General features: G+C 59.7%; 7 protein-coding genes. 1 reads left to right on the top strand and 6 read right to left on the bottom strand.

Annotated elements, in window-relative coordinates; translation table 11 throughout:
* Positions 1 to 94: 94 nt before the first annotated feature.
* From ACOYNV_RS13360 to ACOYNV_RS13385, 6 genes are all read right to left on the bottom strand, one after another.
* The gene (locus tag ACOYNV_RS13360) at positions 95 to 3256 is read right to left on the bottom strand and encodes a DEAD/DEAH box helicase family protein (protein ID WP_422900277.1); all 3162 of its coding nucleotides are present in this window, start codon (positions 3254 to 3256) and stop codon (positions 95 to 97) included.
* 321 nt (positions 3257 to 3577) lie between these two features.
* Positions 3578 to 6841 carry a site-specific DNA-methyltransferase gene (locus ACOYNV_RS13365; RefSeq protein WP_422900278.1) on the bottom strand — a complete coding sequence of 1088 codons (3264 nt, stop codon included), beginning with the start codon at positions 6839 to 6841 and terminating at the stop codon, positions 3578 to 3580.
* A gap of 605 nt (positions 6842 to 7446) precedes the next feature.
* Complete coding sequence (locus ACOYNV_RS13370) at positions 7447 to 7872, bottom strand: DUF6691 family protein (RefSeq protein WP_422900279.1); 426 nt, start codon at positions 7870 to 7872, stop codon at positions 7447 to 7449.
* Positions 7869 to 8336, bottom strand: coding sequence for a YeeE/YedE family protein (locus ACOYNV_RS13375; protein ID WP_422900280.1), 468 nt, complete (start codon positions 8334 to 8336; stop codon positions 7869 to 7871). The genes ACOYNV_RS13370 and ACOYNV_RS13375 overlap by 4 nt, the downstream gene beginning before the upstream one ends.
* A gap of 52 nt (positions 8337 to 8388) precedes the next feature.
* Positions 8389 to 9840 (bottom strand): GntP family permease, encoded by a 1452-nt coding sequence (locus ACOYNV_RS13380; protein WP_422900281.1) that lies wholly within the window; start codon positions 9838 to 9840, stop codon positions 8389 to 8391.
* 2 nt (positions 9841 to 9842) lie between these two features.
* Positions 9843 to 10916, bottom strand: a complete 1074-nt coding sequence (locus ACOYNV_RS13385) for a patatin-like phospholipase family protein (RefSeq protein WP_422900282.1) — start codon at positions 10914 to 10916, stop codon at positions 9843 to 9845.
* A gap of 460 nt (positions 10917 to 11376) precedes the next feature.
* Between ACOYNV_RS13385 and ACOYNV_RS13390 the strand changes: the two genes are divergently transcribed.
* Entirely contained in the window at positions 11377 to 12699 is a 1323-nt protein-coding gene (locus tag ACOYNV_RS13390) for an AsmA family protein (RefSeq protein ID WP_422900283.1), read from the top strand.
* Positions 12700 to 12732 lie beyond the last annotated feature (33 nt).

Below are 12732 nucleotides of genomic sequence, written 5' to 3' on the forward strand. Positions count from 1 at the left end.
GCCTCGTACTGTTACCCGGGAATTACTGCAGTTCCCTGTTGCCGTCCTATCCTTCGGACGTCGCGTTGGATTTCCTATCCTTAAGCTCAAACGCCTAGCCAACCCCTGCCAGCGCAAACATTCTTTCCAGGTAGCAGCGTTCTTCTGGCACCGGGCGCGAATTTCCCAACTCATCGCGACGAGCCCAATCGAGGCGTAGCACATTGCAGCGCTGCATATCTTCGATGATGGCCAGCTCCGTCGTGTCAGCCACCGTGCCCTTCAGCTTTCCCAGGGGAGAACTGTCGCGCAGCAGGATGAATGAATGCACCGACACCTCGCGGCGCGGTGTGATGGCTTCCGAAAGCTGGCGAGCCAACTCCTGCAGCTGGCCGCTATGGGCCAGCTTCACCTTGGCGTTACTACCCGACGAGAGCGAATTCAGGTCGAGAATGCCGGACTGGCCCTTCGGATCAATCAGCAACATCGTCGTCGTCTTATTCTTGCCGACCACCCACAGCACGAAATCCGGAAAATAAGCCCGCGCCTCGGTGTCCAGGTACACACCCACCGAGCGCAGGCTTTCGACGTTACGCATCAGATAGAAAGAATACCTGGCCGCCCGGCTATGGCGCGCAGGGTCTTTCAGATAGTTGTGCAAGTCATCGACGAATTTTCTCTCACCGAGGTTCAGCGCGTCCGGGCTGATCGATAGATCGGTGAAATTCAAGCCCGACTGGCCAGCATCCTTATCATCCTTGAACAACAGCGGCTTGTAGATATGCGGCTGGTAAGGATGGCACGGCTCTTCAAGGCGCAACTCAAGCTGCGTAAGCGGCATCGGGCTGGGGTAACGAAGGTCAAAGGCCGTCATCTCCGGCTCCGACCTGAAGCCCAGCTTGACCGTATATTCCGCAATGAAATCGCCGGGCACGCCGGCAATACCCGGCGCGCTTTTCACCGCCTGCACCAGCGGCTCGCCAAACCGGTAGCGCCGTTTGTTGATGTCGTAAATCAGCTTGTGATGCAGTTGCGCCACGGCGTCGGCCACGGCCTTGTTGGCCAGGTTTTCCCGTACGGCCAGCGAGGTTTGGCCGAAGGGATGGTGATAAAGCAGCCCGCCAATCACACTCAGCAAATCCAGCGCCGTCGCCAGACGTTGATTGGCACCGCCTTCCCACAACAATTGCAGGTTACGCTGAGCCAGAGCGCGGGTCAGCGTCTCAGCCAGCGTGACCGAGGGGCCAAAGCTCGCGGCAGAAGAAACAACCGCCCCGGCCCCGCTCTTGGCGGCCAGCCAGTTGTACAAATCCTGTCGCAAGTCATGTTCCGGGCTATCGGCATCGCGCCGGTAATCGAGTTGTACGCCGCTCCAGGCCAGCGCTTCATTCGCTTCCTCACCCCAGCGCCACTGCCCGTCGGCCTGGCGCGTTACCACCAGGCGCGGCTCATCGCTATCGCGCCCGACCTTGAACACCGGCAGCTTGCCCTGGTAAGCAGAAAAGTCTTCCGTCCCCTTGCCCGGCCCCATAGCCACTGGCCGTGTCGTCACCGGCACGGTACGTTCGAGCACGAATTGCGGGATTTCGCCCTTCATCGCCTCTAAAAAGCGCGTCAGGTAGGTCGCCTTCAGGCTGTAGATATTCAGCGTTTCCAGTCGGCGCAGGCGGTTGGCCGGCGTATCTTCGGCAACTAGTGCCGCATAGTCGGCGTGGTGCTCGCGCGCCTGGCGCTTGCCGTCGCCCTTCAAACCTTTGAGCCGTACCCCGCGCCCGAAAATCTGGATGATCTTGTTGCCCTTGCCGCTGCCCAGATTGATCAGGCCGATGACCGACAAGCGGTAACAGTTCCACCCCTCGGCAAACTTGCGGCTACCAATCAGCACATTGATCGGCGAACCGGGCCGGTCGATTTCCGCGAAGTGGCAGGCCCGCTCGACGATGGGCCGCTTGCGCAGTTGCACCAGCGGCTGGCCGTGGGCATCCTTCAAATCGGCGTGGCCGTCGCTATCGTTATAAAACTTGTCGCCGTTGCCCACATTAACGATGCCCCAGTAACCGCCATCGCCCCACGACAACCAGATCTCATCGGCCACCGCCGGGCAGCGGGTCAGGGTCAGCAGGCCGCTGGTGTGGGCATTGAACACCGGAGCAAAGCGCTCGCGCTCGCTGGCCGGCAATTTGGCCAGATAGGCCAGCAGCTTGCGGATGTCGGACACCTCATCGCCGGTGCCGCTCCCTTCCTTCTTGCTGTCCTCCACCGTATTGCCCATGAAGGCAATCAGCGGCTTGTCGGCAAACTGCGCCGCAAACGGCAGGCCGGCAGCCGCCGTGGTGCGCAGTTCGTGATGCAGCGTTAGCTTTTCGGCCAGCGTGGCGAAGGCTTGTGCGAAGTTCTCCCAGGCCTCGGCAGTCGCCGCCACCTGATCGGCACCGATTGTCTGAATGCTGTAATCCTTGCCGTAGCTGTCCTTGTAAAAACGGTAATAGTTGTAATCAAAGACAATCTGCTCTTCGTAATCGCGCACATACTGCTCGGCCACGCCGTGATACGTCGCCGAATACTCGAACAGAAAAGCGTTCGGATAATCCGCAAGATCATGCCGCAGCTTCTTGAAAGCACCGGCCGTTGCGCCCCCCGAAGCCAGGCCGATATGGCCTTCATCGACCAGCACCAGGCGGAACACCCGCGTCGAAGGGGGCATGCGGAAAAAGCCGCGCTCCGCATTCAACAGGCTGCCGGTCGACTCCACGGTAAGCTTGATGCGGTTGGCGCACAGCCGGTTGAGCGCATCGACCAGCGGGATCACCTCGCGCCGATGTTGCTCGATCAGGTTCACCCCCGGCGTAGTGAGGACGATCTGCAATTCGTCGAAAGCGCGCAGCCCGGCCGAAAATTCACCGCCGCCCAGATGCGCGATGTATTGCAGGATATTCAGATGCATCAGCAAGGTTTTACCGCTGCCGGTTGCCATCCAGTAGGCCAGCATGTTGCGGTCCTTGTGTGCCGCCTCGCCCGCCCGACGACCGCGCAAAACCGCCTCGGCAAAATACAGCGCCAGCACCTGGTAATAGCGCAGTCGAACCGGCTTGGTCAGGCGCGCGTATTCGCGTAAATAGTCCGCGATGGCATTTCGCCCCCACGCTGCCAGCCCGCTCTCCGCCTCCGGCGCCAGGCGCTCGACCCCTTGCTGGTAAGCCGGATTGAAGCTCTCCGCCGCCGTCGCCAGCGAGCCCAGCAGCTCGGCTTTCAATCGTTTGTAAAGCTTCAGTTCCATCGTCCGCCTATTAAATTTCAGTAACTACTCAGGCACCCATCAAAAAACTCGTCATTCCCGCGCAGGCGGGAATCCAGAAGGCCATCTCCGAACCTCTGCCGCATGGATTCCCGCCTGCGCGGGAATGACGGGAGGGGTGCTGAGTAGTTACAAATTTCGCACCCAAAGCCCGCAACCCATATTGGCTGAAAACCGCATGAACCGGCGATCTACAAGCCATGCACCTGAAGAGTGACGTATTCATTGGCTGTCCGGCCTACCTGCTTGCAGATCGCCTATTCGAGCGCCCTCCAGAGGATCGCCCCTCTTCAAACGCATCGCCTAAACCCACTCCGCGCCCCGGTCAAAATCCTGGGCGTTGATGATGGAGCACGGCAAACCCGGCAAAGCCGCCTCGACAAGTTTCAGATTGGCCCAATAGTTCACCTCCAGCCGACGCAGGCGCGAGGTCGACTTGCCATCCTCATCGCTATCGACATAACGCTCGGCAATCGCTTTTAACGCCGCGCTGTCATCCTCCGGTTCGCAGATGTCGCGCAGCACCACCAGCGTGCCGCACTCGGTTTCCAGGCACTCATAGCGGCGACCGTCCTCGGAGAACACCCGGCGCGAACGCTGCCAGTAACCGTGCAGATAAGCCCAGCTTTCCAGCAGGTCGATGGGCTGCTTCTCACGCGCCCGGCCAACACCAATGCGGTTATCAAACGGGCGCTTGAGGTTCAGCGTGAGCTGGATGCGGTTCTGTTCAGGGCGGAACAGATAGCTTACTGGAATGCCCTCGGGCAGGGTGGTTTCGTTCCAGGCCGTGTCGAGGTTGGCGATCACGTCTTCGTACTGTTCGAGGCGCTGGACTTTGACTATGCCAATCATACCTTTTTCGTTACTCTGTATTGGGCTTCCAGCCTTCCAGTTAACCGTAAACATCAGTCGTTCGATACGTGCTCTTGCAATTTTAATTACCTCACCCGAATCGCAAATAACCCATTTCCGTCGAGGACTTTCATTGGCAGAATTAAGGCGCATGACTGCGCAGGCAGTTGTAGCAGTTCCTCCAAAGTAATCAAGAATCGTGTCCCCAGGAAGAGTGCTTGCTTCAATGATTCTGCAGATTAGCCCAATCGGTTTTGGAGTGAGCCCTTTTACCTGTCCTACAACGTTTTTTAGGTCTCTCTTACCCTTTTTGTTTCCCTCAATGTCATTCCAAAGATTTTGTACAGTTTTTGTCAAGGGTATGTGAAATTTTAAATAGGGTTTCCAGCGAGGTATTTCTTCATCCTGCTCCTCGTCTTCGTCATCTGGCGATGTCGTGAGTTTCCACTCAATTCGTCCTTCTTGGAGTCGATTGTCGTATTCGGTTTTTCTTAAACGCCAGCGACTTTCGTACCCACCGGGGCCAGTAGGGAAAACATTTGCGCCATCGGGGTTCAGAACGCCGTAGTACATATCCGGTCGGTCCTCTCTGCGATCTTCCTCGCCCGTCATGCGCAGTAAGCGCGTCAGGTAGCGCCCTTTGCTGTCTTCTTGGTTATAAATACGCTTGTCGTCTTCAGTCAGAGGGAGACCGTATAGATGTGCTCTCTCTACTTTGCACATCAGGAGTAAAGAGTCGTAAGTATTACTTAGTCCTGTTGTACCTTGAGCCGTTGGCGTACCGGTTGTTCTTATCAATTCATGAACCGGCAATCCGGAAAAATTGTCACGAGCCACACATTTGAGAGATTGCTTCTCGTTTTCGTCGATCGACGAAAACATTACCCCTTCCGTACTTAAGAGCGCCCCGGCGACTCCCATGCCTTGAGACATCATCGACGCCCAACTCGAATGCCGGAAACTGTCCTTGTACAAAAACCCATCGCCACCGGTGTTGTAAGGCGGATCAATGTAGATGCACTGGATGCGTTCGCGGAACTTGTCCTGTAGCAGGTTCAACGCTTGCCAGTTTTCGGAGTGGATCAGCAGGCCGTCGGTCTGCTCGTCGAGCCGGTCGAAACTGCCGATGATTTCATCGATCAGTTGGCGTTCGGCGGCACTGGCGAACAGGCTGGTATCGACCACCAGCGTGGGGTGCGCGGCCACCTCCTCGGCATTGCTTGCGCTGCACTTGAACTCGCTGGCCCAGTAGGCGAGCAGGTGCGGGTTGGCGATCAGCCGGGGGTAAAAGGCGGCGTCGATCTTGCCGACGGAAATCAGCCAGTGCGTATCGACCACTTTTTTCTTCAGCGTAAACAGGTTGCGCTGGAAGGTTTCGAGCACGTCGAGAAACTCGATGATGCGCGCCGCGACGGCATTGAAACCGCGCGCGATGATCAGCGTGGCCGGATCGGTCTGGCGTGCCAGCAGGGTTTCCAGGTCGCTGAAGATGACATTCTTGATGAAGCGATCTTTCTCGCGGGTGAGAAAGCCGTACAGGTCTTTGTGGATGAAGTAGTCGGCATCCTGCCCGACATAGAAGCGGTTGAGCGCCTTGTCGATAGCGTAAACGGCCTGGGCTGCGGGGTCTTTGCGCAAGGCTTCGACGCGGCTTTCGGCATTGTTGCCGAGCGCGCGGAAAACGGGGTTTTTGGCCAGGGTTTCGAGATACTTGTCCTGGTTCAGGCGTAACTGGTTGATGCCTTTGATCTGCCCGCCTTCGGCTTTGTCGTGGTCTTTGCCGAGATCGTTGAAGATTGGTTTGTTTTCGGTGCCTTCAAACAGATACGCGGCGATGTCGGCCGGCGCGTGGGCAACGCTGGCCAAGGCGGCCTGCCACAGTTGCGGGTAAATTTCGGCTTTCGGCGTGCTGGCCCCGGCCAGCGTGAAGCGCAACACCCAGGCAAAGCTATCGTCGGCGGCGGGTTCTTGTGCAATGCCGGCCAGCCGGTAGTGCTTGATGTCACTTTCCTTGTTGTTGTTCTGGGCCGTGCTTTCGGCACCTTCTTCCCCGCCAGCCTGCAGGCGAAAGACGATTTTTTGCCCGAGCACGTCTAGCTTCACTTCGGGAAAGCTGGCGCCGGTTTTGATGTAATAGCTGTCTTTGTGCTTCCAGTGAAACAGCGTATCGCTACCGTCGTAATCGGCTTCGTAGGGCACTTTGAAGGCGCTACTGGCGCGGCTGTTGTAGCCAAAATCACCGTTCTGGTAATACAGCTCGAAAAAGTTCAGCAGGTAGTTGTAGAGCTGCGCTTCGAGGTGGCTGATCGAGAGTCTTTGCGTGGCCAGCCAGCGATCCAGACGCTGCTGGGTGGCCGCGAGCTTATCCTCTTCCTCCAGCGCCTCAACGGCTTTCTTGAGCCGGGCCTGATTTTCGGGGTCATTCGCTTCGGGCCGCAGGGCGGCCCAGGCGTTCTTGGTTTTCTGGCCCAGACCATCGAGGTAGTGGCCCAACAATTCGCCCTCATCCTCGCTTTCGGTCGAACGAATCGCCGCCAGTTCGCGCTGGACGATCTGCTTCAAATCCTGTTCGCCGGCACCATTGATGAACTGCTCGATGTAGCTGCGCTTGAGGCGCAGCACTTTGAACAGGCCGAAATCCAGATCGTTGTTGTCGTACTGGAACATTTCCCACAGGAACTGCTGGAATTGTTCAAAGGCGGTGGCTTGGGACATGGTCACTTTTCGAGATTGTCGATGGTAGGGACTGCTTGAGAACAGGGCTAAGCTAGCCTCTTTTTCCCCCGAAAGCATTGAAAAACACAACGGGGATACATTTTGACACGATAAGTATTTTCGTTGTTTCCTAACTGACCTACAGGGTCGTATAGGCCAATTGCAGAGTAAAGGAAATCGGATGTTTAAGCCGTATTTACTGAAGCGCGAACCGTCAAGGTAATGATCGCCAGGATTCTGCTCAAAGTCTTAACCAGCAAAATCACGCATCGATCAAAGTCCCGCGTGCCTTTCCCAGAACTTTGCGTGGGCCACGATGCTGCGATCTTGCAGGCGACTCAGCAGGTCAACCTGTCTTTCGCCCGGCGAAGTGAATATTTAAAACGAGAGCTCAAAGTGAGAGCTAAAAGGGTCAGCTTCGCATTCTTTCTTTTGTGAAATGCTGTGCGCTGCTGACCCCACTTATCTCTTGCCGTACGCATACAGGCAGGCGCGGTCGGAGATGGCTTGGAGTTCGGGTGATATCGAGGCAGGTACGGAACTGGCATGTTGTCATTCCGCTGCGTTGTTCAGGCTGGCGAACCCATCGCAGGCAGCACCCTGATTTACCCGTCATTCCGGTTTCGCGCCCACCATTGTTGCAGTAGCCCGCCGCAGAGCATGGCGCCGAGAAAGACCAGCACCTCTTCGTTGCCCAGCGCCAGAACGGCAAGCGCCGGCCCGGGACAATAACCAGCCAGCCCCCAGCCGACGCCAAAGAGCATGGCGCCAATGAGCAGTGGCCGGTCAATGGATTTTTTGGGCAATGCCGGAAATTCTGCTGCAAACCACGGCTTCTCCTTGCGTTGCGCAAACTGAAAGCCGATCAGCGAGACGAGGACGGCGCTACCCAGCACGCCGATCAGGTCAGGGCTCCAGACACCGGACCAGTCGAGGAAGCCCAGCACCTCGCCGGGATTGGTCATTCCCGACAGCATCAAGCCCATGCCGAACAGGATCCCTGCTGCCAGTGCCGCAAGATTCGCTTTCATGCTGGCACCCCCAGCCAGTGGCGCAACAGGCTCGCCGTAAAAATGCCTGCAGCCATGAAGACAAGAACGGCCGCCAGCGAACGCGGCGCCAGACGACCGAGTCCACAGACCCCGTGTCCACTGGTGCAGCCACTGCCTTGCCGGGTTCCCCAGCCAACCAGCAGGCCGGACACGATCAATAGCCAGAACCCCGGATGCGGGCGGCTGACGATGTTCAGCGAGGGGAACCAGTGCGCTGTCAGCCCGGCGCCGGCCACAATGCCGCCGAGAAACAGCCAGCGCCACAGCCCGCCCTCATTCAGCCCGCTGAAGAAAATGCCGCTGACGCCGGCAATTCGCCCGATGGCGAGGTAGAGCAGCACAGCCGCCGCGCCGATCATCAATCCTCCGAGTACGGTAAACAGATGGATGCCGGCGATCTGGCCGACAAGCCAGTGAGATGCGGGATCAAGTTTGCTCAGCATGGCGTTTCCTTGGCGTGACGGTTATTGCGCTGCGACACCGGTCCAGGCGAAGTCAGAACGAACCGAAGGCGGAGCCGAGGGCAATGACCACAACCAGCGCGAGCAAGGCGCCGACAATGCCGACCATCACGATGTCGAAGTAGCTTTCCTTGTGCGTTGCGCCGCAGACGGCGAGCAGGGTCACGACGGCGCCGTTGTGCGGCAGGCTGTCGAGCGAGCCGGCACCGATCACCGCCACGCGGTGCATCAGCGCCGGGTCGATGCCGTAGGTCGCTGCGAGTTGCATATAGGTTTCACCGAGTGCGCCGAGTGCGATGGTCAGTCCGCCAGACGCAGAACCGGTGAGTGCCGACAACACGTTGGTGGCCAATGCCAGCCCGACCAGCGGGCCGCCGTCGATTCCGAGAACCCAGTCGCGGACCATTTCGAAAGCGGGCAGCGAGGCGACCACGGCGCCGAAGCCGACCAGACTGGCCACGCTTATCACCGGCAGCGCCGACGCATTGAGGCCGGCGTCCACCGTTTCGCGCAGCGCCGGCAGACGGCTGCGATTGAAGACGAACAGCACGAGGATTGCCGCCGACAGCGCGACGATCACCGACCACACACCGCCGACGCTGGCCAGCGAGGTTTCGCCCCAGCGCAGTTCTGCCAGGTAACTCGTGTCAATACGCGGCAGCACCAGCAGCGACATCGTCAGGTTGACCAGCATGACGACGATCAGCGGCAACAGGGCGATGCCGATGCCCGGCAAGTGCGTGCTGTGCGCACCGTGCTCGATCTCTGCCGGGTCGAACTCACGGGCTACGGTGGCACGCTCGCGCACCAGCGGGTCGTGCGCCGCGCTCGACGCCGATGCAGCCGAACCGGAGAAACCTTCGCCGGCCCTGCGCGCAGCCGCTTCGGCGCGCGCCAGCCACCACAGCCCGAAGCCGAGCATGATGCCCGCCGCAATAAAACCCAGCCCCGGCGCGGCGAAGGGCGTGGTGCCGAAAAAGGGCATCGGAATCGCGTTCTGGATCGCCGGCGATCCCGGTAGTGCCGACATGGTGAAGGTAGTGGTGCCCAGCATTACTGCTGCCGGCAGCAGCCGGTTGGGGATTTCGGCGGCGCGGAACAGGGCCTGGCCCATCGGTGCGATGACGAACATCGCGACGAACAGGCTGACGCCGCCGTAGGTGACGAGCGCGCCGGCCAGCACCACGGCCAGTACCGAACGAGCAGGTCCGAGCTTGTCGGTCATGAAATTCGCGATGGCCGTGACCGATCCGGTGTCGTCCATCAGCTTGCCGAACAGCGCACCGAGCAGGAACAGCGGAAAAAACTGGGCGATGAAGCCTGCCGCCGAACCCATGAAAGTCTGGGTCCAGTTGGCAAGCAGCGGATCGCCCGAGAAAGCCGCGGCGATCAGCGCGGCGACAGGTGCCAGACCGAGCACGCTCCAGCCGCGAAAAGCCAGCCACACGAGCAGCCCGAGGCCGAGCAGGATGCCGAACAAGCCCATGCTTAAAGCGTCTCCAGCATGGCGTCGAGATCGAGCGAGGACTGCTTGCCGAGGTCGTTTCCGTGCGTTTCGAGGAACAGTTCTGCCGCGCGCCGCCCGTGGTCACGCAGTTCACAAAGGAAAGGCCACTCGGAAATCATCTTGGAAGTGGCGCCAAATCCTGACATCGCGTCGGTGGCGATGCGGTGGATGCGCATCTCGGCCCACAGTGCCCCTTCGCCCTTGCCTGGGTCGGCGACCTTGTGCAACAGGGCGATCATGCGCAGTTCCTTCAACAGCGGCGAGTTGAAAGACACTTCGTTGAGGCGGTCGAGGATGTCGCGCGCGGAGCGCGGGACGGTGGTGCGATTGATCGGATTGATCTGCACCAGGATGGTGTCGTGCGATTTACATTCCCGAACCAGCGGCGTGATCGTCGGGTTGCCGGAGTAACCGCCGTCCCAGTAAAACTCGCCGTCGATCTCGACCGCCTGGAACATCGTCGGCAGGCAGCCGGAGGCGAGCAGGACATCCGGTGTGATCTCGGCATTGCGGAATACATGCCCTCTCCCGCTATGCACGTTGGTGGCAGTAATGAACAGACGGATGGGTGAACTGGCCAGGGCGGCGAAGTCGACCGATTCGGTCAAAAGCTGGCGTAGCGGATTGTAGCCGGCAGGGTTGATGTCGTAGGGAGAAAAGACGCGGGCCGCGAGTTCGGCGGCAAGAAACATCGGCGAATATTCGAGCGTCCATTGGCCGCTCAGTATTTCCAGCGGGCCGCGACGGAACGGGCTGAATTTCGAAGCGTCCGATACCTTCTTCCAGAATTCCGAGAGTGCGATGCGCGCGCCTTTGGCGCCCCCTTGCGCATGGCCGCTGGCCATCACCGCCGCGTTCATGGCGCCCGCCGACGTGCCCGAGATGCCGTCAAAGGTGAGCCACGACTCTTCGAGCAGCCGGTCGAGCACGCCCCAGGTGAACGCGCCATGCGAGCCGCCGCCTTGCAGGGCGAGGTCAACCAGCACGGGTTTGCGACGCGGGCCGGGTCCGGTCGGGACAGAGGTCTTGTGCATTGAATTAGTATCAGAGCTCATTTTTTTCCTGTTTCGAAGAGTCATTCAACACGGACAGTGGGATGCAGAACACGTATTTTATCCTCCTGACGTTTTTTTTCGACCGGCGATTACAATAAATATTTTGGAATCGCAAGTGGCTGAAAAACCCCCACATCATCATTCCGGCGAATGCCGGAATCCAGATTCGTTCATCTGATTAAGATGTTAAAAGAGCAGTTTGATTAACGAACTGGATTCCGGGTCAAGCCCGGAATGACGGTGTTTTAATGGCCGCTGCACGTGGAGATTAGGGCAGCATATTGGATTGTCCGGCTTCTCTAGGCCGGAGTTCCGGCATTGACCATGCAATGGAAGGCAAGGATACTTTGGGCTGCTTTTATTTATTCTGGGTTGCCGGATTGAAATTTCTGTCTTTTCCTGAGCACGTTCCCTGTCGGCATTCGCTGCACCGGCTGCGATGACCCGCTGGCGCTGGTTAATGGTCACGATCACGGCACTCGTCGGTGTGCCGCTTGCTGTGGCGCTCGTCGCGCTCATCGCCATCGTCGCCTTGGCGGTGACCGGGGTGACGATCGACGCTTCGCGCTGGCGCGACGCGTCCGCGGAGCGGGTGTCCGCTGCACTCGGGCGTCCGGTCATCCTGGAGGGGCCTTTCGAGATGACGCTGGGACGTGAGGCGGAACTGCGCATTGGGGCGGTGCGCATCCACAACCCGTCCGCATTCACCGCGCCGGAGTTGCTTGCGCTCGCCGAGGCACGCGTCCGCATTGATCTGCTCGACGCCCTGCTTGGCGAGTTGCACCTGCGCAGCATCGAGGCCAGCGATGTTCGCCTGTGGCTTGAGCGGGCAAGCGACGGACGCAACAACTGGGCGCTGGCGCAACAGGGTGCTTCGGATCGCTCGCGGCGCACGATCGATGTAGGGCAGATTACGCTGCACAGGCTGGCCATCGACTACCACGATGCACCCTCGGCGACGCACCACTCCGTCGATGTGGACGAACTGTCGGCGAGCGGAGGCTGGAACCAGGCACTGCGCCTGGCTGTACGTGGCCGCATCGGCGAGCAGTCTCCATTTGTTCTGACGGCCGAGGGCGGGTCTCTCCGCCCGCTCCAGGAAGCCTCCGGGCCGTGGCCGTTCACGCTCGACTTCGAATTTCCCGAAGCACCTGGTATGCGACTGCATGCCAGCGGCGCACTCGACGCGAGCAAGGGCGAAGCACGCTTCGATTTCGGCACCGGCGCCGGTGCCGTGGCGCTCGCGCCGGTTGATACTCTCGCTGAATTGCGCGACACGGCTGCGACGAATGAGCTAGCCGGGCAACTCACACTCGCCTTTGGCGGCGCCCGGCCGCGCGTCAGCGGCGCGCTCGGCGTCGGCACCCTCGACCTGCGCCCGTTCTTTGCCAGCCGTCAGGGTGCAGCCGACAAAACTCTTGATTACGCAGCGCTGCAGCAGCAGATGCTGCCGCTACGCGATCTTGTGCCGCTCGACGTCGATGTCAATTTGAGCATCGGCCGCTGGCTCGGATTACCCGTCGACATTCGCGACGCAAAGTTCGCTTTGCGCGCCGACGCCAGCGGCGTGCGGGTGCCGATCAACGCGACGCTGGCCAGCATCCCGTTCTCAGGTCGCCTCGACCTCGACACGGCGGCGAAGACGCCAACGCCGACACTGGCGCTCAGTTTTGCAGCGCAGGACGTCGCGCTCGGTAACCATGCGCGGGAGCAGAAGGACGCTACCGGGATCGATGGCAGACTCGGGCACCTCGACCTGCGCCTGAGAGCGCCGAGTTGGTAATGCCTGACATTCGCCAAGGTGGAAGTGCCTATT

Source organism: Propionivibrio sp. (assembly GCF_049316945.1).
Taxonomy (GTDB): domain Bacteria; phylum Pseudomonadota; class Gammaproteobacteria; order Burkholderiales; family Rhodocyclaceae; genus Propionivibrio.

Excerpts from the sequence above, each read along its gene's own strand:
- ACOYNV_RS13360 (WP_422900277.1), bottom strand. The coding sequence starts at position 3,256 with ATGGAACTGAAGCTTTACAAACGATTGAAAGCCGAGCTGCTGGGCTCG.
- ACOYNV_RS13365 (WP_422900278.1), bottom strand. The coding sequence starts at position 6,841 with ATGTCCCAAGCCACCGCCTTTGAACAATTCCAGCAGTTCCTGTGGGAA.
- ACOYNV_RS13370 (WP_422900279.1), bottom strand. The coding sequence starts at position 7,872 with ATGAAAGCGAATCTTGCGGCACTGGCAGCAGGGATCCTGTTCGGCATG.
- ACOYNV_RS13375 (WP_422900280.1), bottom strand. The coding sequence starts at position 8,336 with ATGCTGAGCAAACTTGATCCCGCATCTCACTGGCTTGTCGGCCAGATC.
- ACOYNV_RS13380 (WP_422900281.1), bottom strand. The coding sequence starts at position 9,840 with ATGGGCTTGTTCGGCATCCTGCTCGGCCTCGGGCTGCTCGTGTGGCTG.
- ACOYNV_RS13385 (WP_422900282.1), bottom strand. The coding sequence starts at position 10,916 with ATGAGCTCTGATACTAATTCAATGCACAAGACCTCTGTCCCGACCGGA.
- ACOYNV_RS13390 (WP_422900283.1), top strand. The coding sequence starts at position 11,377 with ATGGTCACGATCACGGCACTCGTCGGTGTGCCGCTTGCTGTGGCGCTC.